General features: G+C 49.1%; 23 protein-coding genes and 2 tRNA genes. 15 read left to right on the forward strand and 10 right to left on the reverse strand.

All coding sequences use genetic code 11. The features are described 5' to 3' along the window. Positions 1–14 precede the first annotated feature (14 nt). Positions 15–230: a nucleotide-binding protein gene (locus F6Q11_RS05540; RefSeq protein WP_297026995.1), complete on the forward strand. Its 216-nt coding sequence runs from the start codon at positions 15–17 to the stop codon at positions 228–230. Between the two features lie 25 nt (positions 231–255). Here F6Q11_RS05540 and F6Q11_RS05545 read toward each other — a convergent pair whose 3' ends face one another. Continuing rightward, positions 256–1,413 (reverse strand): mandelate racemase/muconate lactonizing enzyme family protein, encoded by a 1,158-nt coding sequence (locus F6Q11_RS05545; protein WP_297026996.1) that lies wholly within the window; start codon positions 1,411–1,413, stop codon positions 256–258. A 162-nt stretch (positions 1,414–1,575) separates the two neighbouring features. Here F6Q11_RS05545 and F6Q11_RS05550 point away from each other — a divergent pair, with 162 nt between their 5' ends. The 3 genes from F6Q11_RS05550 (at position 1,576) to F6Q11_RS05560 (ending at position 4,084) form a co-directional block, all read left to right on the forward strand. After that, on the forward strand, positions 1,576–1,932 hold the full coding sequence (locus tag F6Q11_RS05550) for a hypothetical protein (RefSeq protein WP_297026997.1): 357 nt from the start codon (positions 1,576–1,578) through the stop codon (positions 1,930–1,932). Between the two features lie 42 nt (positions 1,933–1,974). Continuing rightward, positions 1,975–3,603, forward strand: a complete 1,629-nt coding sequence (locus F6Q11_RS05555; RefSeq protein WP_297026998.1) for a helix-hairpin-helix domain-containing protein — start codon at positions 1,975–1,977, stop codon at positions 3,601–3,603. A gap of 127 nt (positions 3,604–3,730) precedes the next feature. Continuing rightward, a complete protein-coding gene (locus F6Q11_RS05560; protein ID WP_297027000.1) occupies positions 3,731–4,084 on the forward strand; it encodes a hypothetical protein in 354 nt (117 codons plus the stop codon). Between the two features lie 20 nt (positions 4,085–4,104). On the opposite strand, the gene F6Q11_RS05565 is transcribed toward F6Q11_RS05560, so the two are convergent. Beyond that, a complete protein-coding gene (locus tag F6Q11_RS05565) occupies positions 4,105–4,845 on the reverse strand; it encodes a glycosyltransferase (protein ID WP_297027002.1) in 741 nt (246 codons plus the stop codon). Between the two features lie 83 nt (positions 4,846–4,928). Between F6Q11_RS05565 and F6Q11_RS05570 the strand changes: the two genes are divergently transcribed. From F6Q11_RS05570 to F6Q11_RS05580, 3 genes are read left to right on the forward strand one after another with little or no spacing between them, the layout of a single operon-like run. Further along, entirely contained in the window at positions 4,929–5,573 is a 645-nt protein-coding gene (locus tag F6Q11_RS05570) for an isochorismatase family protein (RefSeq protein WP_297027004.1), read from the forward strand. 3 nt (positions 5,574–5,576) lie between these two features. Then, a complete protein-coding gene (locus F6Q11_RS05575; protein ID WP_297027005.1) occupies positions 5,577–6,185 on the forward strand; it encodes a mevalonate-3-phosphate 5-kinase in 609 nt (202 codons plus the stop codon). Further along, positions 6,182–6,544 carry a PIN domain-containing protein gene (locus tag F6Q11_RS05580; protein WP_297027007.1) on the forward strand — a complete coding sequence of 121 codons (363 nt, stop codon included), beginning with the start codon at positions 6,182–6,184 and terminating at the stop codon, positions 6,542–6,544. Before F6Q11_RS05575 ends, F6Q11_RS05580 begins: the two co-directional genes overlap by 4 nt. 21 nt (positions 6,545–6,565) lie before the next feature. Here F6Q11_RS05580 and F6Q11_RS05585 read toward each other — a convergent pair whose 3' ends face one another. Further along, positions 6,566–7,240, reverse strand: coding sequence for a metal-dependent hydrolase (locus F6Q11_RS05585; protein ID WP_297027010.1), 675 nt, complete (start codon positions 7,238–7,240; stop codon positions 6,566–6,568). Positions 7,241–7,524: 284 nt separating this feature from the next. On the opposite strand from F6Q11_RS05585, the gene F6Q11_RS05590 reads away from it, so the two are divergent. Beyond that, positions 7,525–8,682 carry a pyridoxal phosphate-dependent aminotransferase gene (locus F6Q11_RS05590; RefSeq protein WP_297027011.1) on the forward strand — a complete coding sequence of 386 codons (1,158 nt, stop codon included), beginning with the start codon at positions 7,525–7,527 and terminating at the stop codon, positions 8,680–8,682. Positions 8,683–8,850: 168 nt separating this feature from the next. Here the strand turns inward: F6Q11_RS05590 and F6Q11_RS05595 are convergent, their stop codons facing one another. The 3 genes from F6Q11_RS05595 to F6Q11_RS05605 all read right to left on the reverse strand — a co-directional run bounded on the left by F6Q11_RS05595 (position 8,851) and on the right by F6Q11_RS05605 (position 12,237). Then, the gene (locus tag F6Q11_RS05595; RefSeq protein WP_297027014.1) at positions 8,851–9,171 is read right to left on the reverse strand and encodes a hypothetical protein; all 321 of its coding nucleotides are present in this window, start codon (positions 9,169–9,171) and stop codon (positions 8,851–8,853) included. 263 nt (positions 9,172–9,434) lie between these two features. Next, the gene (locus tag F6Q11_RS05600; protein ID WP_297027016.1) at positions 9,435–10,358 is read right to left on the reverse strand and encodes a 2-oxoacid:ferredoxin oxidoreductase subunit beta; all 924 of its coding nucleotides are present in this window, start codon (positions 10,356–10,358) and stop codon (positions 9,435–9,437) included. After that, complete coding sequence (locus tag F6Q11_RS05605; RefSeq protein WP_297027019.1) at positions 10,348–12,237, reverse strand: 2-oxoacid:ferredoxin oxidoreductase subunit alpha; 1,890 nt, start codon at positions 12,235–12,237, stop codon at positions 10,348–10,350. The genes F6Q11_RS05600 and F6Q11_RS05605 overlap by 11 nt, the downstream gene beginning before the upstream one ends. A 402-nt stretch (positions 12,238–12,639) precedes the next feature. On the opposite strand from F6Q11_RS05605, the gene F6Q11_RS05610 reads away from it, so the two are divergent. Next, on the forward strand, positions 12,640–13,179 hold the full coding sequence (locus F6Q11_RS05610; protein WP_297027075.1) for a nicotinamide-nucleotide adenylyltransferase: 540 nt from the start codon (positions 12,640–12,642) through the stop codon (positions 13,177–13,179). A 142-nt stretch (positions 13,180–13,321) separates the two neighbouring features. Beyond that, complete coding sequence (locus F6Q11_RS05615; protein ID WP_297027022.1) at positions 13,322–14,746, forward strand: MFS transporter; 1,425 nt, start codon at positions 13,322–13,324, stop codon at positions 14,744–14,746. Positions 14,747–14,765: 19 nt separating this feature from the next. On the opposite strand, the gene F6Q11_RS05620 is transcribed toward F6Q11_RS05615, so the two are convergent. From F6Q11_RS05620 to F6Q11_RS05630, 3 genes are all read right to left on the reverse strand, one after another. Further along, a complete protein-coding gene (locus tag F6Q11_RS05620; RefSeq protein WP_297027026.1) occupies positions 14,766–16,016 on the reverse strand; it encodes a Glu/Leu/Phe/Val dehydrogenase in 1,251 nt (416 codons plus the stop codon). An 83-nt stretch (positions 16,017–16,099) separates the two neighbouring features. Then, on the reverse strand, positions 16,100–18,793 hold the full coding sequence (leuS, locus tag F6Q11_RS05625) for a leucine--tRNA ligase (RefSeq protein ID WP_297027028.1): 2,694 nt from the start codon (positions 18,791–18,793) through the stop codon (positions 16,100–16,102). Beyond that, complete coding sequence (locus tag F6Q11_RS05630; protein ID WP_297027031.1) at positions 18,790–19,338, reverse strand: pyruvoyl-dependent arginine decarboxylase; 549 nt, start codon at positions 19,336–19,338, stop codon at positions 18,790–18,792. The genes leuS and F6Q11_RS05630 overlap by 4 nt, the downstream gene beginning before the upstream one ends. 138 nt (positions 19,339–19,476) lie before the next feature. Between F6Q11_RS05630 and F6Q11_RS05635 the strand changes: the two genes are divergently transcribed. Next, positions 19,477–20,406 (forward strand): 2-hydroxyacid dehydrogenase, encoded by a 930-nt coding sequence (locus F6Q11_RS05635; protein ID WP_297027036.1) that lies wholly within the window; start codon positions 19,477–19,479, stop codon positions 20,404–20,406. A gap of 15 nt (positions 20,407–20,421) precedes the next feature. After that, on the forward strand, positions 20,422–21,945 hold the full coding sequence (locus tag F6Q11_RS05640; protein WP_297027077.1) for a thiamine pyrophosphate-binding protein: 1,524 nt from the start codon (positions 20,422–20,424) through the stop codon (positions 21,943–21,945). A gap of 17 nt (positions 21,946–21,962) precedes the next feature. Here F6Q11_RS05640 and F6Q11_RS05645 read toward each other — a convergent pair whose 3' ends face one another. Continuing rightward, the gene (locus tag F6Q11_RS05645; protein ID WP_297027039.1) at positions 21,963–22,916 is read right to left on the reverse strand and encodes a Gfo/Idh/MocA family protein; all 954 of its coding nucleotides are present in this window, start codon (positions 22,914–22,916) and stop codon (positions 21,963–21,965) included. Between the two features lie 172 nt (positions 22,917–23,088). Between F6Q11_RS05645 and F6Q11_RS05650 the strand changes: the two genes are divergently transcribed. The 3 genes from F6Q11_RS05650 to F6Q11_RS05660 all read left to right on the forward strand — a co-directional run bounded on the left by F6Q11_RS05650 (position 23,089) and on the right by F6Q11_RS05660 (position 24,779). Beyond that, positions 23,089–23,161, forward strand: a tRNA-Asn gene (locus F6Q11_RS05650). Between the two features lies 1 nt (position 23,162). Next, positions 23,163–23,236, forward strand: a tRNA-Ile gene (locus F6Q11_RS05655). Between the two features lie 193 nt (positions 23,237–23,429). After that, entirely contained in the window at positions 23,430–24,779 is a 1,350-nt protein-coding gene (locus F6Q11_RS05660; protein WP_297027042.1) for an N-6 DNA methylase, read from the forward strand. Positions 24,780–24,824 lie beyond the last annotated feature (45 nt).

A 24,824-nucleotide genomic window follows, 5' to 3' on the forward strand; every position in this document is an offset into this window, starting at 1 on the left:
GATAACTTCCGAAGGTGGATGTTAACCATGTTAACAGAAACCATAACCTGAAGTTCAGGGTTGGAGGCTTCACGGGCATAGGCGGAATGTTCCTTGGGGGATGGAACGATATGATGGAGACGACACAGACATTCACGCTGTACAGATGCCCGCAGTGCGGAAAGGTTGATTTCTACGAGCCTGTGAACTCAAATCAGGAGAACCAGAGGCAGAAACACCACCTACTCTGATCGAAAAATAGGTTTCCATGAAAAATCACGAGAAACCTCTTTTTTCCCAACCTGAGGAGAACAGATTGAAATCTGGATCCTTCTCAGTGGCTAAGTAATCCCTCACCTTCTCTTTCAGTTCTATGCCTATTCCAGGTCTCTCCGGAAGCTTCGCGTAACCGTTTACGACCTCTGGCTTTCCAGTCACGACGTCCCATGCCCATGATGGATAGGCGAACTCATCGAACATCTCCTGTATCTTGAGATTGGGCATCAGGGCGTCCACGTTAAGGGTTATGAAGGTATTTATTGGTCCTTCGGCCTGATGTGGTGCCATAGCTATGTTGTGCGCCTCAGCCATTGCGCCTATGACCAGCGTCTCGATGATACCGCCTGTATTTATAACGTCCGGCTGAGCTATGTGTATGGCACCGCGGACAAATGGATCCACGAAATCGTAGCGTGTTATGAATCTCTCGCCGGCCGCTATCGGTATACGCAGAGAACGAGAAAGGATGGTCAGGCCCTCAACATCCTCTGGTATGACAGGTTCCTCAAACCACCCGATGTTATCGTATCTCTCAAGTTCCTTTCCGATCTTCAGCGCCATGGACCTGTTGAAGCGCCCATGGCCTTCGATGAGCATTTCCGTGTCATCGCCGACCTCATCGTGAACTGCGCGTATTATCTCCATGGATCGTTTGAACTCTTCATTGCTCAGGAATCCAGATCCAGCACCAAAAGGATCGAACTTCAGTGCCGTGTACCCCCTCTCCTTCACCTTCTTTGCGGCCTTTGCCCAGTCCTCCACATCGTTGATCGCTGTGTACCAGCCGTTGGCGTAGACGCGTATCCTATCATTCACTGGACCGCCCAGGAGTTCGTAGACAGGCGATCCGTAATGCTTTCCGATGAGATCCCAGCATGCCGCTTCCACACCGCTGATCAATGCCACGTTGACCATATCGTGCGCCCGGTTGAATGTCGAAACGAACCATTCCCCGATCAGTCTCCGGACCTTCATGGGATCCTTCCCCAGGATGAACCTTGATACGTCCTTCAGTCGAGACGCAACAGAAAACTGCCCATTGAAGACCGTTGCCTCTCCGTATCCGATGGAACCATCATCAGTTTCTAACTCGATGAAGACCCACTTTTTCCAAGGGTTCCTAACAATATATGGTCTCACTTCGGTAATCTTCATTCCATCACCACCTGGCCTCATGTCCATCCTATGGTATAGAACAGATTCATTTCGAGGCCAATGTGCCATCCATTCATCGGATATCAACCTTCTTCGATCCTTGAAAACTACTGCAATGCAACGGTGTTCATATTTTAATAGGAGAATTGCATTGGAATCAGGATGGTCAGAAGAAATCCCATAGTCTATATGATAATACTTTACGTCCTTTTCTTCCTGGTAATGGATTTCCTGCTGCCAGTATTCCTACCTCGCTATGGTTACTACTTCAGCTACTTCCCCATATTTTTCTTCTTTCCATTCTTCTGGTACGGAAGGAGGAATTACAACAGATCTAAACCGGCTCCGGCCCAGGACGCTGACAACGAAGGCCAGGAACACAGCGATGATTACGAATATATCACAGAAAACGTGGACGAATTTGGAATGCCCATACACAGGAGGGATTCCACCATATTCTATATACTGGGTGCAATAGTGATAATCGTCGCCGTAATCGTCCTTTTCATGCATTTCTGACCGTAACAGGAAGATTATTATCGGTGCAGTTGTTTTTTAATCATGATGAACGAAGATCTCGCCGCCATGTTCGAAGAGATCGCTTACATGATTCAGGCCGAGGGAAATGATAAATCACGTTTCGAGGCTAATGCCTACCTCAGATCAGCGAGGGCCCTTCGATCGCTGAACGAGGATGTTGAGGATATCTACAGGAGGGGCGGTATTGAAGCTCTGACCTCAATAGAGGGCATAGGCAAGAAGATCGCATCGTACATAGAGGAGTACATACGCACCGGCAAGATAGGAAAATATGACGATCTCAAGAAGAAATATCCCATAGACTTCCGCGGGCTTTCAAAGGTACAGGGCCTTGGTCCCAGGAAGATAGCGTCGCTCTACAAATATGCCGGTGTAAAGGATCTGGATGATTTAAAGAAGGCCCTTTCCGAGCACAGGATAGCCTCAATACCCGGTTTCGGTGATAAGAGCGAGAGAGAGATAGCCGACAACCTGCAGATAGCAGAGATGTCGTACAGGAGGATACCACTGCCACAGGGCTACAGGATCGCGATGGATATAGTTGAGGAGATACGTCGGGCACCAGGTACATTGAACGTCAGCGTCGCCGGGTCCATAAGGAGAATGAGGGATACTGTGGGTGACATCGATATACTTTGCGTCACGGATGATCCGGCAAGTGCCATCGACGCCTTCACAAGGAGCAGGCACTGCGTCAGGGTCATAAGCAGCGGAGAGAAGAAAAGCACGATTGCAACAGACGCGGATGTGACATGCGATCTCAGGATCATAGACAGGGCCAGTTTCGGATCGACTCTTCAGTACTTCACAGGATCGAAGGATCACAACATAAAACTGAGAAAGATCGCCATAGACAGAGGGCTCAAGCTTAACGAGTATGGGCTGTACAGAGACGACAGGAACCTGGTGGAGAACCAGGGCGAGGAGCGGATATACGCTGAGCTTGGCATGCAGTATATACAACCGGAGATGAGGGAGGATCGAGGAGAGATCGACCTTGCCATCTCATCGAAGCTGCCTAATGTGATGGGATACGGTGATGTGATTGGCGATTTCTACATACCATATGATTTCGCCATGAGCTACGGAGTCAAGGAAATCAAGAAGATGACAGGGTATGGATACATCGGTGTGGTGGCGAAAGATCAGTCGATATCAGAATTTATGAAGGATATTAAGTCCATGGAAGGCGTCCTAGTCGGTGTCGAGATCTCTGGAAAACAGGATCCGGATCGGATGGCACATGCGACATTCGATTTCACTGTTCTTGACCTTTCGGAGTCATCGAACACAGCGGACGCATGCAGCACCATAGAATCGATGAGGCCCACGTTCATAAGAAATCCAACAGGAAGGAGATTCGGAGGAGACAGGATCAGAAACCTGTCGGATATAGTCAAATCGGCCAAGAAGGCTGGTTCCATCATCATGATAACGGCCACCGATCTTGCCTTCGATCCCATTGCAGAGGACATAATATCCTGCAGGGATGAGGTGACCTATGCACTGGGTTCCTTTTCGGAGAAACCGGAGGGAATTGCCGATATAAGGTATGGCGTTGGCATATCCAGGCGAGCCGGCCTTCCCAAGAACAGAATACTCAACACTTTCAGCTATGATGATGTCATGAAGGCGATCTCTGGCCACTGATGTCCGGTGCGGAACGGATCATGGAGTATCCATTATGATCAAAATGTAGATGAAAATGATAAGGTAAAAATCATCCGGCTAATTTTTCTATATAAAATCTTATATATTAAGTTGTCATAAGTAAAATATGGAACCTTTCTACTTCAAATCTTACGACCGTCTCATAGGGATCGCATGCGATGTTCCGAGCCTTTATCATGAGATGAAATGCCTCCTGGCCTATGACAGAGCCGCTGTGCAGTATCATCTCGCCGAGGGTCATGTGTCCATGTGGCTCGACTATATCGGTGAGCATGACCTTGCAGATAGCCTTCGCTATGAGCCAGATCCAGATTCGGCTCTGGCAGTACTGGAGAAGGCCGTCGGTTCGAGTGGACATGGCATGCCGAAGAGGCGAGGTAGACCGAGGGGATCTGGCCGAAGGAAGGGGGCAGTGGCCCGTGACCATATGGAAGGCGAAACTCATGAGGAGCAGGAGTGAACTGACATAAAACCTGAATATCAGTCCATGCGCCTGTATCTTCTCTCCAGCTTCATGACCTCAAACAGCTCTGCCAGATATCGTTTGAGGAATGATGTCCCGCTCACTATCTTCGAACGACCGCGCAACCTGCTCTGGAAAACGTAGCCGATGTCGCATACCTTCGCGTGCCTGTTCTCAGCGAGTATTATCAGCAGAATTTTTGCGCCATAATCCGCAGTTGAGAATGTCTGCCTATAATTGAAGTCATGTCGCAGACTTCGCCGAAAGGCAAAGAAGCCCGACATGGGATCACTCGTGACCCTTGAGGACGGGACAAGCGCATGTGCGAGGAATTCTGCACCACGGGAAAGAGCTGCCCGGAATGCATCCCTGTCTCCAGCAGAACCTCCGTCTATGTAGCGGCTTCCTATTGCGATATCGCATCCGTTATCTATCCTTGAGATCAACGCTGGTATGGCTGATGGTGGATGCTGTAGATCCGCGTCCATGACGAGCACAATCTCACCCACCGCCTTCTCTATACCCTGCTTCAGGGAACGCAGCATCCCGTATCTGTACGGATTTTCTATGACAACCAGATGAACGTCCTGCTTCATGCGGCCGGCTATGTATTCCTTCGTGCCGTCCCTGCTGTCATCATCGACTATTATGATTTCAAAATTCCTACCATCCAAGGATCTTTCGACCTCATCTATGAACTGGGCTATATTATCGATCTCGTTGAGGGTGGCTGCGACAACGCTTACCTGTACGGACAATGGGATATCACTTGAATCGAGATGCACTGTACAGATTTAAATTTTCAACAGCGTACCGTGATCCGTCATGATGTTTTTCCGAAATGAGGTACAGCAACATTTTATTATTGGAGTGGCGATATGGAAAGAGGATGCAGCAGCCGGACTACAGGATAAATGACGTGGAACTTAATCCCGAGGGATCCGCCATAATAGTGATGAATCCTGATGAAGACGCCTTCAGGCACAGTTTCAGCAAGTTCGAATTCATAACGTCGATGCAGGTCTTGAAGAAGGCTGCTGCGAAGTATGGCATCCCGATGATCGGCATTCATAGAGAGTACAGGAATTCCAGGACTACCGAGTACATAATGAGAAAGCAGCAGCAGAAGATGATAAGCCTGATGTCGCCGTCGAGCTTCGATGAAGAGTACCTCAGACAATTCAGGGACCTGGATCTTCGATCCTCCTACACCATATATAGCGAGGATATATTCACCAGCGACGATGTGGCAGAACGGCTTGATTCCATGAACGTGAGGTCTGTTCTGATATCCGGGTTCTACACCGAGTCTGATGTCTACGTATCTGCCGTTGAAGCGCTGATACATGACTATTTTCCGTTCGTTGTATCTGATGCGACCTCAACAATATCAGAGCGCGTGTACTTCGAGGCGCTGGACCTGCTTGCCCAACATGTAGAGGTTATCGATTCAAGAGATCTGATCAGGGTATGGGGTGTTGATTGATCCATGAAATCGCGCATAATGTTCATAGGTGGCGTACCCGGAGTAGGGAAAACAAGTATTTCCGGGTACATAGCCAGGATCATGGGCATTGACATAGTGCTATCCTCGGATTACCTGCGGGAATTTCTCAGACCATTTGCGCCGGAGTCCTCACACCTTGGGACCAGCGTCTACGATGCATGGAAATTCCATGGTGATATGAACGATGACAACATAATAAGGGGATACCTGGATCAGGCAAAGCCCATGATGGAAGGGATAAACCGCGTCATATCGCGGGCACTTGCCAACGGCGAGGATCTTGTGATCGAAAGCCTGTACTTTGTCCCAGAGATGATGGACAAAGGCATAACGGAGGAGATCTTCATGGCCTATATATACATACAGGATCCTGAGCTGCATAGGTCAAGGCTCGAGGATCGGGTGAACTACACACACAGAAATTCACCTGGCACAAGGCTAGCAGCACATCTCAGGGAGTACAGAGCGATCATGGATTACACCATGAGGAAAGCAAGCGAGAGCGGAATAGGCCTTTATATGACGGATCATTATGAACAGGCCAGGGAAAGGCTCCTGGCAGATTTCAAAGTATTCGCGGGACAGGGATGAAGGCAAATTTTGCCATTGTTGATACGAATGTTATAATATATGCGATGAAGAGCAGGATAAGGCTTGACGATATCGTTTTGGATCTGAACGGAATAGCGAGGATAGCCATACCAGAGTGTGTTCTAGACGAATTGAAAAAGCTGTCTGCCAGCGACGTGAACGCCAGGATCGGACTCAAGTATGCCCAGAAGCACGAGATAATAAGGAGCGAGGGACGTGGTGATGAATGCATCCTTCAGACAGCGATCAGGTACGGATGCCCAGTCATAACCAACGACAGAGAATTCATAGAGGTACTGAAGAAGAACCATGTTGTCGTTGCATCTCTCTCAGGAAGAAAAATTGTGAGGATGAACTGATCCTTATTAGGCTCTATCGGATCAGATCTCAATAGGCTTCTCTATCTCTGGTATTATAACATAAGTCCCGACCGTACCGGCCAGCGACTTGAACCTCTCCGGATCTGCCTTTATGACATCGAATGTATTATAGTGCATAGGCATTGCTATTGCAGGCTTTATGGCCTTCACAGCCTCAAAGGCACCATCCACATCCATGGTGTAATGTCCCCCTATGGGCAGAAGAGCTATATCTGGATGATCTATGGATCCTATGGCCTCCATATCCTTGAAGTATCCCGTATCACCCGCGTGATAGATCTTTCTACCCATGTCAATGACGAATCCCATTGGGTTTCCAGCATATTTTCCGTTGTAGCTTGAGGAATGTGTTGCCATGGTCGCCTTGACCCTTATGCCATCATACTCTATGGTTCCACCTGGATTTATGTCTATAGTTTCAGCACCCTCTTCTTTTAGTATCTCTGAGAGCTCAAATGCGGCAACCACCGGTGCATGGGCCGCTTTCGATATCTTAACTGCATCCTCTGCATGATCTGAATGCCCATGCGTAACAAGTATTATGTCGGGCTTCAGATCCTCTGGCTTTACCTTCGCCAGCGGGTTATCCGTCAGAAATGGGTCGATCAGCACGTGCTTCTTCCCTATCAGGCTGAAGCATGCATGTCCATGCCATACTATCTTGATGCTCTCCATGATTTCAAATTGGTACATTGAATTTAAGTGTTTCTCTAACTTCAATATGGTGCAGACTCAAATGAAAGCCGGGAATATCAACGATCGGGGTTCCTATAATTATAGATTTTTAGGGCAAGGAAACGAATGTTAGTTTTCCCATATTGACTTGGATCCATTGCGATAATAGATACGTATGTAATCCGGTGTATGCCACCCGTTTCTGACTCTATCTCATAATGGCATATCATAATGTCAGCAGATCATGACAATATTTTATATTCATGATGCAAATCAGCCCTCGTATGAAACAGATTCAGCTCAGCAGGAATGTCGTAGACGATATTTCGTTCGGCGCTATCGTCAAGATTAGAGACCAGCTTTTGGAGATGCAGAGGTCTGGGAAGAAGGTCTACAGGCTTGAATCCGGAGACCCGTCGTTTCCAATCCCCGATCATGTAAGGATGGCCATTGAAGAGGCCCTGAAGAAGAACAAAACACATTACACGGATTCTACCGGTATCCCAGAACTCAGGAAGGCCATAGCTGAGAAGTTAGTGAAGAAGAATGGCATAAGAGGTGCTACGCCTGAAAACGTTCTGGTATCAAATGGTGGAATGAACGCACTTTACATAACGTTCAGATCCCTCATCGCACCGGGCGAGAAGGTCATAATACCTGACCCAATGTGGACAGAGATTGCGGAGATCATCAAACTGGCTGATGGAATACCGGTGAGGCTGCCTGTAGAGAATTATATAGAAGAAATGAGGAAATACGAAAACGATGACAAGGTCCGTGCCGTATTCATAAACAGTCCACATAACCCAACGGGATACGTGTTCAGCGAGAAGCAGATCTCGGAGATAATTGATTTTGCGGAGAGCAAGGGAATATTCATAGTGAGCGATGAGGCCTACGAGGATGTTATATTCGATGGCTTAAAGCATGTAAGCCCAGGATCGATGTACGACGACACCATCTCACTTTTCTCCATGTCAAAGAGCTACGCCATGAGTGGATTGAGGATCGGATATGCGCACACGGGAAACGAGCTCCTGTATGACAGGATGAAGAAACTGCTGAGATGCACCATAAATGGCGTCAATTCCGCAACACAGTATGGAGCTGTGGCTGCATTGACTGGCCCGCAGGACTACATAGCGGAGATGCGCAGCGAATACCAGAAGAGGAGAGACATAATATATGAAGCCGTTTCTGGGTCAAGGTATCTGGAACCCTTAAAACCGCACGGAACGTTCTACCTCTGGAACAAGATAAGGGAGTATCCTCCGGGCGTTTCCGACTCATGGGGTATGACATCGTACCTGCTCGAGAAGACGGGAGTCGGATCCTCGCCAGGCCCAGTCTTTGGGCCAGCAGGAGAAGGCTATATAAGATTCGCATTCAGCGCGGCAACCGACCACATCAAGGAGGCAGCCGAGGTTCTCAAGAACTTCTAAGAAGATCAGAGAAAAAATAAACAGGATTCCAAAATGCTGGATCTTCTTGAATTTTTTCAATTCATTCTTATGATCCATTGCTGAAGGAAAAGAACACAACTATCTTCATAAGTGAAAAATTTTGGATTCAGATCTAATAAAAATATGCATTAAAAATTAATTGACAATTCAGACGTGGATGTAGTACCATCCTTCCTGCTGTCTCCTGACGATCTCTATGAAGCCTCCCATTGGAGTTGCAGAAACGCCCTTCACAAGATCCGTCTCCTTGATGTTGTTCATTTCCATTGAGGTCCTGCAGGCCATAACTATTATCTTCTTGTCTTCAAGCAGGGGCTTAATCATATCTTCATGGGTTGTTGCGATGATTGCACTTTCTAAAAAGACGACCTCAACAGTCTCCACATCCTTCAGCACTGCTATGTGTGTCCCCACGATGTTCCCCATGGGGATCTTTTCCTTCTCTGATACCTGAATCACTACCTTCATAGTTAGGGTATACCTAATTCACATATCAAGATATCTATTCATACTCATGATTAATCACGAAACTTATCACATAGAGCTGCGGCCAGCGATGATGTATCACCTATTTCATGCCTCAATTTCTGACCTCGGTGTCAGAAGACCAATGTTCATGGATAGTTGTATCCCTCTTTACATAGCAGACCCAGTAATTGCATCATTCTCTATTCCGAAAATAAGCCCGTATTGAAAAAAGATAATCGAAATGAAAAAATAGGATGAGATCTTCAGACTATTATCTTATCCTTGAAGGTCTCGAATGGGTCCACTATGGGCTTTCCGTCCTTGGACTTGACGTCCTGAGCGGCCGGTGGTACGCTCTCGTAGTTGTCAACATACTGTTTCAGGCGCTCCGTGAACGGAGGGATCTTCTTGTTCACATAGAATATGCCGATGGGTATGCGGTCTCCCCATTCGAAGGATTTCTCTATGGCCCTGTTGTACTTTTCCTCGGCCTTCGGATCGTTCTCCGTGACCACAGGATCCCACGTCTTGTCGTCGTCCAGCTTGTAGACCCTTTTCTTGTACCAGTCCATTGTGTTGATATTGTTGTACGTCGGGCATGGCTGCAGTATGTCTATGAAGGATGAACCCGGGAACATTACGGCTTGCTTTATTATATTCTTCAAATGCGCTATCTCGAAGCTGAATCCCCTTGCGACGAATGAGTATCCAGTGGATATTGCAAGCATTATCGGGTTTATTGCATCGTATATGTTGGGTCTGGCCAGGCTCTTCGTCTGGACACCGAGCTTTAACGTCGGAGCTGCCTGTCCCTTGGTGAGGCCGTAGACAGCGTTATCATACATGAGCACCGTTATGCCGCTGTTTCTCCTGCCCTCTGCAACGAGATGACCAGCTCCGATGCTCATGAGATCGCCATCACCGCCGGTGACTATCACTTTCAGCTTCGGGTTTGTGAGCTTCACTCCAACAGCAACAGGTATGGCCCTGCCGTGAAGAGTGTGAGCGCCAGCTGCGTTGACATAGTGCGGTGTTTTCCCCGAGCACCCAATACCTGATATGACCGCAACGTCATGCGGCCCAAGATTCAGTTCCTGCAGTGCCGAGGTCAATGCAGTGAGTATACCAAAATCACCGCAGCCAGGGCACCAATCCACAGTTATATCATTTCTGAAATTATGAACCATCTTCAAGCACCACCATCAAACTTTCCTTGTTCAATATCTCCTTAGCAGACTTCAATATCTCGTCCTCTGTCATGTGTCGGCCGTTATACTTCAGTATCTTATTCTTTATGTCTATGCCGGTATAGAGCTTTATCATCTGAGCGGCCTGTGCAGTATAGTTGCTCTCCACATCGATGACTAGGCTTGCCTTGCTGAGAACGTTCTTCACAAATTCCGTTGGGAATGGTGAAAACATCTTCAGATAAAGAAGGTTCGCTGAGATCCCCTCCTCCTTTAGATCCTCTATGACATCAAGGATCGGGCCCTTCTGGCTTCCCCATGTGACGAATGTTATATCTGCCTCCTTCTCTCCTATCAGTACTGCCTTCTCCTCAAGAGGTATCTCCCTATCCGCCGTCTCGAGTTTCTTGAACCTCTTCTCCATCATCCTGTCCCTTATATCGGAATCCTCTGTCACATGCCCGAGTTCGTCATGTTCATCACCGGTCATCCAGAATATATTCCGACCCATGGTTGTGTATGGTGAAACACCATTCTCCGTATTCAGGTCATAACGTTTAACATCGTCGCCTTCCTTTGCCAGCTCCACCGTTTCGATCTTTATCCTGTCCAGATCGACCTTTGATATCAGATCCAGCGTGTTTGCCAGGTTCTTGTCTATGAGGTGGATCACTGGCATCTGGTATTTCGCTGCGTAGTTCAGCGCCTTTGCAGCGTCGTATATGCACTCATCAACCGTCCCTGAAGAGAACACTATCCTGGGATACTCACCATGGCCGGCGTTTAGAGCGAATAGCAGATCAGACTGCCCATTCCTCGTCGGAAGACCAGTGCTGGGTCCACCTCTCTCATAGAAGGTGACTACGAGCGGGACCTCGTCCATGCCTGCGAATGATAAACCTTCAGCCATGAGCGAGAAACCAGGGCCGCTCGTGGCCGTGGCAGATCTTACGCCGGTAAGGGCACCACCGATGGCCATGTTTATCGCAGACAGCTCATCCTCTGTCTGAACGATCACGACACCGCCCTTTCTGAGGTTCTCAGCCTCCTTGCCTATCCACTTTATGTTCTGGTGCTCCTCTATGGTTGTGCTCTCATCGCTTGCTGGCGTTATCGGATAATAGGTCTGGAACCTGAGTCCACCCAGCAGCTTTCCGAGGGCCGATGCATCATTTCCAGTGAGAAGCAGCTTCCTCGGCGTCGGGAGTGCCGGCAGCGTCTTGCCAGCCACCTTGCTGTCCTCGGCAAACCTGTATGATGCGTCGACGACCTTAACATTCTCCTCAACAACCTGCTGTTTACCCTTGAATATGTAGGATATTGCATCGTCTGCAAATTTTCTATCAATACCGATGATTGCGAGGGTTATGGCTGCACCAATGGTGTTGTAGTACCGGCTGGGTGTACCATCTGGAACGGCCTCGGTCGCTATGTCAGAGAACGGTATCGGCAACAGCTTTGCACCGCGCTTCTTCATATAGCCGAGAGCCCCCCTTATCGTGGTCTCAAAGCCATTTTCGGTCAGTATCCGCCTGATCTTTGCGGACGTATCCCTCATTATCATCCTTGCCGCCTGGAGGTCGTAATCCTCTGTGGTCTTGTCGTAGAGAACCGTTGAGACCTCTGAAACGTCATCAAGGTGTTCAAAGATAGTGTCAGGATCCAGAGCGACGAAAATATTCACAGGGTACTTCAGCGACCTTGGCTGCTTGTCCATCACCCTCATATGGGTATAACTGTGGCGCCCCTTTATATTTGAGTGGTATTCTCTGACACTGAGAACACCATACCCAGAAGTTGCAACTGCTTTCCCAACAAGGTTAGCGGCTGTATCTATACCGCCCCCTTGCGGACCGCCTATGAGTATATTGAAATCCATATTTACTCAACTATGGTTATTACCTTTGTATTAAAATATGTTTTTGATCGCTTGTAGAGAAAGAAAATGATAGTCCAAAAACGAAAAACAAAACAGAATATACCGGATTCGAAGACAAGGATCATATATATCGATACAGTCCCATGCTACATGTACCATTTTCAGATTCTTGATGAAAAAGACAGATCGTGATGAGTTCTGCCTCCGGATAATCATCTCATCTGTAATACACCTATGTTTTTCTTTCCATATTGGTTTCGTTCACTGGGTTCAATACGCTCGATAAGTTCCTGATGGCAGGGGCCAGCATTGAAACACCAGTGGAGTAGCCCTATGTTATGCGGGCACACGAAAATGTCATGAATGAGATAAAAATATATTCACATTTATCCTCTCTTAATGATGGAGACTAGAAAGGAAAAGAGGGCATTTCTCATAGGTCGATTCCAGCCATTTCACAAAGGGCATCTTGAGATCGTGAAACGTATACTGAGCGAGAATGATTCCATAATAATAGGCATAGGATCTGCGCAGTATTCTCATACCGTTGTGAACCCATTCACGGCAGGCGAACGACATCTGATGATATCAAGGACACTCGAGAAGGAACGCATATACAACTATTACCTTGTTCCCATAGAGGACGTTAACGCTAATTCCCTGTGGGTATCGCATGTCGAGGCGCTGACTCCAAAATTTGATATAGTATACACGAACAATCCACTTGTTCGGAGGCTGTTCATGGAGAGGAAATACGAGGTTCGCTCGCTCCCTATGGTCAATAGGAAGGAGTGGACAGGTACAAAGATAAGAGAGAAGATGATCGCCGGAGAACCCTGGGAAAATGATGTTCCAGACCCAGTTGTCGAGGTCGTGCATGAGATCGATGGTATATCAAGGATAAGACAACTGTCAACGACGGACGAGGATATAACGTCGTGATATTTATCTTAAGCGATCGAGGGATCATCAGCATCTAATCTGTTTTAAATATCCTTAATCCAAGATATTAATATATACGCCTAAGTATATGGCAATTCGATAAGGCAAATAAAATTAATATACACTATCGGCTGATCATGTGATGGAATCAAACGCATATTCCAAACCAGTTAGAGTACCGGGAAGATCGACCATCACATCGCTGTCGGCGATGGGCTACTTCCTCGACGGCTATGACCTGAGCGTGATATCTGTCTTCACGCTGGTTCTTGTCACGTACAAGATATTCAGGTACACGGCCTTCACGGAATCCTTCGTCACCGGATCGGCTCTCCTCGGTGCCTTTGTTGGTGCAGTTGTTTTCGGCCATTACGCCGACAGGATCGGCAGGAGGTATCTGTACATCTTCGATCTGATATTCTTCGCTGTATTTGCGGTTCTGACGGCACTGGCGACCAACATATACGAGATGATAGCCTTCAGATTCTTCGTCGGCTTAGGCGTCGGCGCCGATTATTCCCTCAGCCCGGTGTACACCACGGAAATGTACCCTAACGCCAAGAGGGGAGGGGGCTATGGTTGGGTCTGGACCTTCTGGAGCCTTGGAGCGGCTGCGGCATTCATCATAGGCTACGGCTTCTATCTTATAGATCCGCTGACGGGATGGCGCTGGACGCTGGGCCTTGGCGCTATACCTGCGATCATAGTCGTTGTGATGAGGATGAGGATGCCTGAGTCCATAAGGTGGAGGGCTGCAGACAAGAACGTATCGGAACAGGAGATAAGGGACGTGGCAGACAGCATAGGCATAAAGAAGGAGGAAATGGACAGCATAATAGCTGAGAGGAAAAGAGAATCGAGGATACACTCCGGATCGCTGGCTTCTCTGTTCAAGGGCGAGTATGGTAAACGAACGCTGATCGTGTGGATTCAGTGGATACTCTACGATATAGCTGGATACGGAATAGGACTATACTCACCGCTCATACTCAAGGAGCTTGGTGTGGTCGGATCATACACGCTGCTGTACTCCTTCATGTTCTACATGCCCATAGGGTTCATGGGTGCCTTCGGTGCGGTAATGCTCAACGACCGCGTTGGCAGGAGGCCACTCCAGATACTGGGCTTCGGCTCCATGGCTCTGGCTATGCTGCTCTTCTTCTTCGCAGCAAGCGGCAAGGGCCAGGTCTTCCTCGCCATCGGCATACTGGCATTCATCATAGACTACGCCCTCGGCAACCTGGGACCAGGTAATACCATGGGCCTCTACGCCATAGAGCTCCTGCCAACAAAGCTGAGGAGCTCATCGATGGGCAGCGCCACGGGCATAACAAGGATAGTATCGTTCCTGTCCGCATTTCTGTTCCCGTATCTTTCAAAGCCGACCGTTCTGGGTAAGGAGGGGTTTTTCTTCGTCCTCTTCGTCGTGATGATACTTGCCCTCGTCTTCACGATATTCTTCACGCCAGAGACGAAGGGATTGACCCTTGAGGAAATAACCGTTGCAAAATACAGGCACAGGGGCTGGAAACCGGTACTCGCCCTGGATGATCCTTCAAAAAAATAAAATAAATAAAACACTTTTTTCAGTACATGCCTCTGGCCTTCATGGCGTCAGCCACCTTCTTCACAGAGACAACGTAAGCAGCAGTTCTTGGATTCACCTTGTACTTATCCATGGCGTCGAACACGTCATGTGCTGCCTTTGTCATCTTCTGATCGAGCTTGGCGTAAACGTCCTCGGCTGTCCAGTACTCGCCGTAGTTGTTCTGAACCCACTCAAAGTACGATACGGTAACGCCACCGGAATTCGATAAGAAATCCGGCAGATCAAGGATACCGCGCTTGAACAGTATCTCATCCGCTTCTGGAGTCGTGGGCCCGTTGGCCAGTTCAAGAACTATCTTGGCCCTTATCTTATCTGCGTTCTTCCCGGTTATCTGCTCTTCGATCGCTGCAGGTATCAGCACGTCAACGTCAGATTCCAGAAGCTCCTCGTTTGTTATCGGCTTCGAGCCCGGAAAGCCCACGACGGTTCCTGTCTTCCTCTTATGTTCGAGAAGCGCCTCGTAATCTATACCGTCCTTCTTGTATATGCCACCCTTGGTATCAGATACCGCAACGACCTTCGATCCGAACATGTCGTGCACGAACTTCACGGCGAACTGACCGGCGTTTCCAAACCCCTGGACGGCAACCGTCGCCTTTGAGAGGTCAAGACCTATCCTCTTCGCACCCTCCCTCAGGACGTACATACCGCCTTTGGCGGTAGAGTCACCACGGCCCTCAGAACCGCCAACCTCCAATGGCTTTCCAGTGATCACGTTCGGTGCGCTGTGCCTCACAATGCCTTCATATTCATCCATCATCCATGCCATTATCTGCGGATTCGTGTAAACGTCTGGTGCCGGTACGTCGACCTCCGGCCCTATGAAGTCCGCTATTGCCCTTATGTAAGCCCTGCTGAGCCTCTCCAACTCGCCGGGACTCATGGATTTCGGATCGCATATGATGCCTCCCTTTGCACCGCCGAACGGTATGTCCACGATGGCACATTTCCAGGTCATCCATGCGGCAAGAGCCTTTACAGTCGAGAGAGTCTCCTCTGGATGATACCTGATGCCACCTTTCCCAGGGCCTCTCGCTGTGTTGTACCTCACCCTGAAGCCGGTGAATACCTTGATCTTACCATTATCCATCCTCACGGGTAGGCTTACCTGCAGGATCTTCTCCGGCTGCTTCAGAATCTCAAGGGCCTGCTCATCAAGCTTCAGAACCGCGGCGGCTTTTTCGAGCTGCTGGAGGGCCATCTCAAAAGGATCCATATTCTCCGGCATATAGGTCACCTTATCATTAAATATCTAATTACATGTGGACATGCATTAATAATATATGAAATTACTTATCTCGTTATTCTTAATCATGATATATATATAACCGGTTTGCCGGGAATTGCTATTTTTCCGTTTATGACATCCCCCCTCTCGATCCTCACGGTACATCCAATTTGCTTTGATAAATAGACCTGGTTTCTCTGAAGGACCTCGTACTCGTCGAACCCATATATGATTATATCCTTCCTGCGCTTCACAAGGTACTGCATGTATTTTTTCGACTGGCCGGACACGTTGTTGTTCAGGAATTCCTGCGCGGCCCTGATCACATCAGCGTTTGCCACCGTTATCTCAACGGATTTCGGTTCCATCCCTGTGACCTGAACTATGTTCCTGACATCCTGCAGCACCTTCTCCACGTAATCCATGGCCGAGTACATCTGATCGCAGGTCATGCCAAACCTGCGGACGATGCGTTCATAACTGTCCTGGAAGTTCTCCTCGAACGGATCGGTTGATACGTATGTGTTTGCCACGTACATGTGCCAGTATTCCTCCGCATGATGCGGTATAACCGGCATCATCGATCGGACCCAGTCCGCTATAACAGGGGTTATGGCCCTGTTGATGCTTCCACCCCTGGATCCCAGGTACCTTAGATCGTTGAGAACGCCGTAAAATATGTCGATGTATGCATCCCTGATCTGGTATTTGTCCATGCTCTCCATGAACTGCCTGAGTCTTACGCTGAACCTTGCCACGAACCATGCCTCCTCAAAGCTGAGATCCGATTCATCTGGCCTGAATGAGGACATTATCTCCTTGAACTCGTTGAATCTCCTGGTCACGCTTGCAAGATCAGTCTCATTCCAGTCCATGGTCGATGATATGTCAGCCTGAACGGCGACGTACAGCCTGTAGATGTCCGCTGAATATTTCTTCGTTATCTCCAGAAGGGAGATGACATTTCCCTTGCTCTTTGATATCTTCGCACCGTTCGAAACAACGAGGCCTGATATTATGAGTCCGGCGGGCCACTTCTCCCGTGGGAACACAGCCGCATGGTTCAGGACGTAGAAGGATAGGTGGTTCGAGATGTGTGGTATTGCTGTGAGCCTTATGTCCACAGGATACCAGTACTGGAACTGTTTCTTTGCCTCTGACTCCTCTTCATTAACAGGTGAACCTTCGAGGAAGATCCTAGTGATCGCTTCATCGTTAAGATAACCCTTCTCGTAGAGGGACCTGATCTGTGTTGAGTTCGTGTACACCGCTGGATATATGGTGGAATCGGATAGCGACTCTATGACCCATCTGTCATCGAAGGGGAGCTTCGTTCCAAGCCCGCGTCTTCTGGCACATGGGCGTTCCTTCAGCCAGTCTATTGCATCGTTCATCACGTTCCGGTATACCTCCGGATAGAGGGTCATGGAGTTTATCATGTTATGGCCGAGATCCTTGAGCCATGCCTGCGAATAGTCCAGGAACCACTGATCCGGTAACACGGCAACTATGACCTTCGAACCAGACCTGGTCACAGCGTGCCTTGACGTCTCGTAGAAAACGAAGGCGTTTCCGCTGGCTATGAGATCCCTCTTGACCGACTCGCGTGCCTCCCTCACAGTCATCCCGGTGTACTGGCCGGAGTTCACCATCTTTCCATAGTAGAACTCGTTTCTGTAGAGTTCCCTCGTCGCCTCCTCTCTCCCCTCATATGTGTTGAGATCGAATTTACTCTCGATATCTTCCATTTTGACTGGCGCCTCAATTATGACGGGAAAATCCTTACCGCGTTTCTTCCTGTAATAGACGTAGTCGTAGACGGAGTGTGATGGTACGGAATACACTATTCCGGTACCGTTGTCAGGATCAACGAAATCGGCCTGATACACCTTAACCTCTTTGCCCACAGGCGTTGTGTACGTCTGCCTCTGTATCTCCTCAACCGATACCGTTGCCTGCGTATCCACCTCGTTTCCCTGCAGCTTCAGCTTGACAGAGCACTCCTCGGATACAACGGCCTCACGGCCAGCTATGAGGATCTTCACGTATTTTGCCTTTGGATTCACCCATATGTTGGTTATGCCGTAGATGGTCTCCGGCCTCAGGGATGCGGCTATGAGATCAAACGATTTTCCATGAAAGAAGACGGCGGTGTACTCCTCTATGGTCACCTTATCGGTATCCCCGTCCTTTATGTCGTCCTCGCCGACCGCGTTGTCGTCCTCAAGACTGTACAGTATTGGATACCTGCCCTGCTTTATGAGACCCTTATCATTGAGCCGCCTGAACTGCCACTGAACGAATCTCTGGTAGAACTCGTCTGCAGATGTGAAGCGCCTTGTCCAGTCTATGGAGTACCCAAGGTGCTTGAAATCATTTATGATCGCGTTGGAGAAATAATCAGCTATGTTCTTCGGATCCTTGAAGCTCTCGATGAGTCCATCGATATCCTTCTCTCCATATTCCTTCAGGTATGACGCGTATAGATCGATGGTCGCCCTATCGCCGGATCTGATCCTCTCTGAAAAGGCAAGTATCGGGGTCCCACTCTGGTGAAATCCCATCGGAAAGAGGACATTGTAGTTTCTCGAACGCTTGTACCTTGCGATGATGTCGCCCAGCGTGTACGTCCTCCCATGGCCTACGTGAAGCGATCCGTTGGTGTATGGCCAGGGCACCGTTATCATGAACTTCTTCCTGCCATCGATCTTCGGCACGAACACGCCGTCTCTTTCCCATGCATTCTGCCATTTTGTCTCTATATCCAAGGCGATCACTCCACTATGAGAACAGCCGCAGCCACAACGGTAGTCCACTCGCCGGACTCCAGAACCACAGCCGTTGATGATATTGACCCGGTGGTTAGTATCTTGTCCTCAAGGACATACTCCTCCTTCTGCTTGTCATATGCAAGCTGTGCCGACGATCCGATGGTGGACGCCAGCATCTCGGCCGCAAGCTTCTCCGCGAAGGATCCTGCGACCTTCTCCGTTTCACCGAAGCTGTGATGCTCGCTGAGGTATCCCCACTTGCTGCGGTCCCTGGGTATGGCATATCCTATGGCCGCAGATATCATCCTGTTGAGCTCGTTTGATGTGTTTCTGGCAAGAACGGTGAACAGTATCTGCCCCGGGCTGAGCTTCTTGAGGCCCTCCTCCCTGGTTATCATCTCCGCATGAGGCGGGAATATCGAACTTATGCTGGACAGGTTGTATGGTGCTATGCCTGCATCCCTGAGTGCAGCTTCGAACGAAACAAGCTGCGTCTCTCCCCTCCCCACGCCTCTGGTGAAGAATATGTGCGTCGGCACGAATCCTGACATAAAAACCGATGTTCTGCATTCTTATATTACTTTTGATCGTCCCTAATATGCTGGACTGGATCATAGCGATCCCGGTTCAACGTTCATTCCGCATTGATATGTGGCAAAGTATATATATTATTTTCCACTTATTTAAATATGAAGATACTGATCATAGTACCTGATTTTCTTCCGCTGGATCAGATAAAGGCAGCCGTATCGGCATTGACACCGGACATCGATATCAGGACTGATGCGAACTTCGATAGGAGCGATGCTGAGATCCTCATCGTGACCACGTTCACGCCTGTCAACGAAGACCTGATAAAGAGGATGCCGAAGCTGAGGTTCGTGCAGGTGGCAAGCATCGGCTACAACAATGTTGACCTGGACCTCATGAGAAGGAACGGCATAGCCGTTTCTAACATACCAACAGCAAGCGCCGACAGCGTGGCAGAGCATGCGATCTCCATGGTGCTCTCTATCCTCAAGGATCAGCGCTTTCTGGACTCCGAGATAAGGGCTGGAAGATGGCCGAAGATAACGAGGTCATCTGACCTCATGGGCAAGACGTTCGGCATAGTGGGCATGGGATCCATAGGCCGTGCCCTTGCTGCTAGACTTCTGCCATTCAAGGTCGCGATAATATACAATGACGTCAGGAGAATGAGCGAGGCTGAGGAGGAGGAATACGGCTGCACGTACGTTGATCTTGACAGGCTTCTTTCAGCTTCCGATATAGTATCCGTACATGTGCCGCTCAATGACAGTACACGGCATCTCTTCGATCGCAGAAAGTTCGACCTCATGAAGGATGGATCCATATTCATCAACACTTCGAGAGGCGAGGTTGTGGTGGAGAAGGACCTGGTGGAAGCGATACAGAAAAAGGGCATACGCGCTGGCCTGGACGTATTCGAAAGGGAGCCTCCGGATCCCGAATCGCCATTGCTGCGGCTTGAAAATACCCTGCTCTCGCCACATATAGCTGGAGTTACCGTGGAGAGCCAGATGCGTTTCTTCCGCGAGACAATTGCAAACGTGATGAGGTACATGCAGGGATACGACCCAAACTTCAGGGTGATATGAACGAAGGGACACGAGATCTTCGGCAAGATGTTGGAGGACCTGAACCTCCTGCCCGTATTCGGCAATCCCGGAACAACGGAGATCCCCATGCTGACAGACGTTGATGATTATGTTCTGGCCCTGCATGACGGGGTGGCTGCCGGAATAGCGGAAGGATACGCCATCTCGTCCGGCAAACCGTCGATCGTCAATCTCCATACGGAACTCGGTATTGGGAACGCCATGGCCTTCCTGATAACTGCTTCGAGGAACAGGACTCCGCTAATAGTCACGGCAGGGCAACAGGACCAGCGGCATCTGGCCTATGATCCACTTCTATCAGGCGATCTAACTGGCCTTGGGGATAGATTCGCTAAGTACAGCTATGAGATCAGGAGACCATCAGACATCGCCTATGTTATGAGAAAGGCCTATCAGATAGCTGAAGAACCGCCGAAGGGACCGGTGTTCCTATCGTTTCCGATGGATGTGATGGAGTCGGATGGAAACTACTCGAAAGAGGGGGTAGCAATATCGGAGTATGAGGTGGCCGACAGCGAGGACGTGCGGAAGGTGGCCGAGGCCATAATGGAATCCAATAACCCCGCAATAGTTTTTGGATCGGAGATAGACGAGTTCAGGGCCTTCGATGAGGCCGTTGAATTTGCCAGGAAACTGGGATGCCCGGTGTACTCAGAGCCCCTTGGAAACAGATCGAGCTACCCTTCCGACGATCAGCAGTATGCCGGTGAACTCTTTCCAGCTGAGATACTGATATCACTGCAGCTCATGCAGAATGATCTCATCCTGTTCATTGGTTCTGATCTGACGCTCTACCCGTACACCATCGATACTGTTCTTCCCGGGATAAGGAAGATATCAATAGGCATGAACAGTACGAGGAGGATCGGCGAAACCTACAGGGCGAATCCAAGGACATTCCTCAGGAAGATCATACCCATGGTGCAGCGAAAATGCAGCTTCGCACGAGGGAAGGACTATATGAAGTTCACGGACGCAATGCGCGAGAAAAAAAGGATGGGATACAGATACGTGTCATACAGGATATCGAAGTACTTCGGCGATTATGCGCTGGTAGACGAGGCAATTTCCATGTCAGAGACCCTTCGCCATTACTTCGGGTACAGACCAAATGGCTATTTCACGGCAAGGAGTGGACAGATAGGATGGGCCCTGCCAGCATCAATAGGCATGTCCATGAACGATCCCAGAGTCCTATCAGTCATCGGGGATGGATCGCTGATGTATTCCATCCAAGCTTTATGGACAGCCAGGCATTATGGGGTACCGCTGAAGATGATAATTCTGAGAAACAGTGGGTACAACATACTGAGGAGCTATGCCATGTCCTATTATCCAAGCCTCAAGGATGCAGACTTCCTGAGGCCTGAACCAGACATCGAAGGCGTAATATCATCCTATGGAGTGGATGTCCGCACGGCTGATTCCGATCTCAGGAACCTGGAATGGCTCAGATCCGGATCAGACCAGAAGGCACTGGTGATCGATGTTGACAGATCGATACCGCGCATGTTCTGATCGTCCCTTAGGGAAGATCAGCGCCCGTACATCTTCAGCACAGCTTCCAGATTCCTTATGGCGTTCTCCGGAGGGTATGGCACCTCTGTGTCCCGCTCAATGCTATCGATGAATCCACCGATCTCAGACTCGTATACGTCCCTCCATTCTACGTTTACGATGGTCCCGTTCAGTACTGGTTGATTCAGCACGGTCCTCACGCTGTCAGGCTTCATCAGGCTCGTTTCCTTCATCTCGTACACGGACCCCTCGGTGCCTATGACCTCGAATGCCGGGACCTTTGGCGGATCTTTATAGCTCCAGGAGTAGTAGAATATGCCATGGGCGTCGTTCTCAAAGGTGAAGATCGCCGCGGTGTTGTCCTCGCCCTCAATAGATGTGCCTCCCCTGTAGTTATGGGCATCCACGTACTTCCATCGACCTCCAAAGTCCAGGAAAATCTCGAGGAAATGCACGCCTCCATCTATGAGCGATCCGCCCATCATCTCCTCCTTCCTGCTCCTCCATCCGGGTGCGTCATACCTCTGCTGGTCCCTCACTATGACGGTGCGCACCTCACCTATCCTTCCGCTCTGAACGATCTCCAGCGCCTTCCTGAACGACGGATCGAAATAGAACTGTTCTGCAACCATGAACTTCAGATGCCTCCTTCTGGCCTGGTTCACGAGTTTGATCGCCTCGTCTATCCTGCCGGTCACAGGTTTTTCGATCATAACATGCTTGTTCCGGTCGATGGCCTTCATGGCCACGTCGAAGTGAAGGTTATGTGGAAGTACTATGTCAACCACGTCGCTATCTCCGCTCAGCGCTTCGCTCAAATCAGAATACGCGCTGCGGACTACGTAATTCTTCCTGTACTCTTCGAGAACCTGTGGATTCCTGTCATACACTGAAAAATCGAGGCCCAGCCTCCTGTATGTTTCAGCATGAACTCTGCCGAATCCGTTGCCACCGATGAGAAGTATGTTCATTGCAATCAACAGCATAATTCTGGATATTATCTTTTCCAAGCCACAGGAAGATAAGAATAAAATACAATGTGCATATTACGATGCAGACAGGGCATCCAGCACTGGGCCGATAGGTGCCAGAGGCGGCATTTGACGAAAAAGTTAAAAGGAAAGTAGTTCTATCGGTCTTAGTGCCGCTGTAGCTCAGTTGGTAGAGCACTCGGCTGTTAACCGAGCGGTCATCGGTTCGAGACCGATCAGCGGCGTGGGGATGTAGCTCAGCTAGGCAGAGCGCCTGGCTCATAACCAGGTGGTCGTCGGTTCAAACCCGGCCATCCCCATCACGGTTCTCTCAAAGGCTTTTGAATACACGGAAAAATTCTCTAAAAACCTTTTTCAGGAAGCCAGCTATCTTTCAGTGTGCATCGATGGAAAACGATGGTGAGGATCATAATGCGCATATATCATAGGATCATGCGATGGAAGGCAGATATATACCGTTTCGGATACAATAACATGAAGGGGCGATGAGGCATGCCTGAAGATCGCAATGTTAACAGAAGGATGCTGGGAATGCACTTCACGCCGGTCGAGGTTTTCCATGAATACATCATGCCACAGATAGCCGACCGCCTGAAGGACTATCTGTGGGTCGATATGTTCTGCGGCGAGGGGAACCTTATCCTTCCGATGCTTGAGTATATCGATCCAGACGAGAGACTGGAATTCTTCAGAAAACATATGATGTGCTTCGACATAGATGGCGGTGCCGTTGAGAGATCCATACAGAATGCCCGCAGATATGGGATACCTCCTGATATTGCAGGGGAGAACATAAGGATCAGAGACACGCTCAAGGATTATCCTGCGCTTGATGGGGAGTATCCAGTATTTCACATCACAAACCCTCCGTACCTGTATCTAGGATACATAAAAAAGCAGAGTGAAGCGTACAGACACAGGGCATACTTCCATGGCGAGAACGCCGGATATCAAGATCTATACCAAATAGCGATGATGAACGATCTCCGGCATGGGATCGATAACATGATATACATAGTACCCTCAAACTTCCTCTTCGCAGATGCTGGTACCAGAAAGATCAGGGAGGACTTCCTCACCAGGTACAGGATAGAGAGCTGCTTCATCTTCGAGAGGAGGATATTCAGCTTCACGGGGACGAATGTGATGATACTTGGCTTCCAGCGCTCCCAATCGCCCATCGACAAAATGGAGTTCGAAGCAATGAGGGTAAACAGGCACATCGAGAGGAAGAGATATGTGCTGTACAGAGAAAACAATTTCAGGCCTGGCAACGAATACCAGGATTACGTGAGGAACAATTTCAAGCCTGATCACCCGGTCATAAGGTTCTACCTCACATACGATGAGGTCATCAAGAACCCGGGCAGCAACAGGGTGGTGCTTGTTGATTCCAAGGACTACAAACATGGGGATTACGCCAAGGAGACATTCTACGTGAACGATGATCTGTACGACAGCATAAGATCGAACCCACTGTATGTGAGAACCGTCGATAAGGGAACACCGGAGGGCAGATCCGGCCTTTACTGGATAGCCGATGATTTCGATGCCGACGGTGTATTCGTGAAGGGACCCACATACAGGACAAGCCCGATACAGGTGTTTTTGCAGCCAAGGCTGACGGAGAATGAGAGCAGGGCCCTCATGGCCATCTTCAATCGCAAACTGAACGAGATGAGGGAGAAAAGCAACAGCGACTTCATGACCACATACAAATACTCCGACAGTTCAGCCTATGTACGCAAATACCTGGGCCTCAAGCAGGTCAGAGAGATAATCAACACGATAAGCATCGATGAACTCAAAGGGGCTGGGGCATACAATGGTACGATGCCATGAGTATCCGAAGACGATCTTGTCGATACATGGATACGCAATGATCCT

Origin of the sequence: Thermoplasma sp. (assembly GCF_008709555.1) — an archaeon.
Taxonomy (GTDB): Archaea; Thermoplasmatota; Thermoplasmata; order Thermoplasmatales; family Thermoplasmataceae; genus Thermoplasma.

Coding starts and splice junctions, on each gene's coding strand:
- F6Q11_RS05595 (WP_297027014.1), bottom strand. CDS start 9,171: ATGAAGGTAGTGATTCAGGTATCAGAGAAGGAAAAGATCCCCATGGGG.
- F6Q11_RS05550 (WP_297026997.1), top strand. CDS start 1,576: ATGGTCAGAAGAAATCCCATAGTCTATATGATAATACTTTACGTCCTT.
- F6Q11_RS05610 (WP_297027075.1), top strand. CDS start 12,640: ATGGAGACTAGAAAGGAAAAGAGGGCATTTCTCATAGGTCGATTCCAG.
- F6Q11_RS05615 (WP_297027022.1), top strand. CDS start 13,322: ATGGAATCAAACGCATATTCCAAACCAGTTAGAGTACCGGGAAGATCG.
- F6Q11_RS05555 (WP_297026998.1), top strand. CDS start 1,975: ATGATGAACGAAGATCTCGCCGCCATGTTCGAAGAGATCGCTTACATG.
- F6Q11_RS05635 (WP_297027036.1), top strand. CDS start 19,477: ATGAAGATACTGATCATAGTACCTGATTTTCTTCCGCTGGATCAGATA.
- F6Q11_RS05645 (WP_297027039.1), bottom strand. CDS start 22,916: ATGAACATACTTCTCATCGGTGGCAACGGATTCGGCAGAGTTCATGCT.
- F6Q11_RS05570 (WP_297027004.1), top strand. CDS start 4,929: ATGAGGTACAGCAACATTTTATTATTGGAGTGGCGATATGGAAAGAGG.
- F6Q11_RS05580 (WP_297027007.1), top strand. CDS start 6,182: ATGAAGGCAAATTTTGCCATTGTTGATACGAATGTTATAATATATGCG.
- F6Q11_RS05630 (WP_297027031.1), bottom strand. CDS start 19,338: ATGTCAGGATTCGTGCCGACGCACATATTCTTCACCAGAGGCGTGGGG.
- F6Q11_RS05545 (WP_297026996.1), bottom strand. CDS start 1,413: ATGAAGATTACCGAAGTGAGACCATATATTGTTAGGAACCCTTGGAAA.
- F6Q11_RS05575 (WP_297027005.1), top strand. CDS start 5,577: ATGAAATCGCGCATAATGTTCATAGGTGGCGTACCCGGAGTAGGGAAA.
- F6Q11_RS05660 (WP_297027042.1), top strand. CDS start 23,430: ATGCCTGAAGATCGCAATGTTAACAGAAGGATGCTGGGAATGCACTTC.
- F6Q11_RS05600 (WP_297027016.1), bottom strand. CDS start 10,358: ATGGTTCATAATTTCAGAAATGATATAACTGTGGATTGGTGCCCTGGC.
- F6Q11_RS05605 (WP_297027019.1), bottom strand. CDS start 12,237: ATGGATTTCAATATACTCATAGGCGGTCCGCAAGGGGGCGGTATAGAT.
- F6Q11_RS05585 (WP_297027010.1), bottom strand. CDS start 7,240: ATGGAGAGCATCAAGATAGTATGGCATGGACATGCATGCTTCAGCCTG.
- F6Q11_RS05620 (WP_297027026.1), bottom strand. CDS start 16,016: ATGCCGGAGAATATGGATCCTTTTGAGATGGCCCTCCAGCAGCTCGAA.
- F6Q11_RS05560 (WP_297027000.1), top strand. CDS start 3,731: ATGGAACCTTTCTACTTCAAATCTTACGACCGTCTCATAGGGATCGCA.
- F6Q11_RS05590 (WP_297027011.1), top strand. CDS start 7,525: ATGAAACAGATTCAGCTCAGCAGGAATGTCGTAGACGATATTTCGTTC.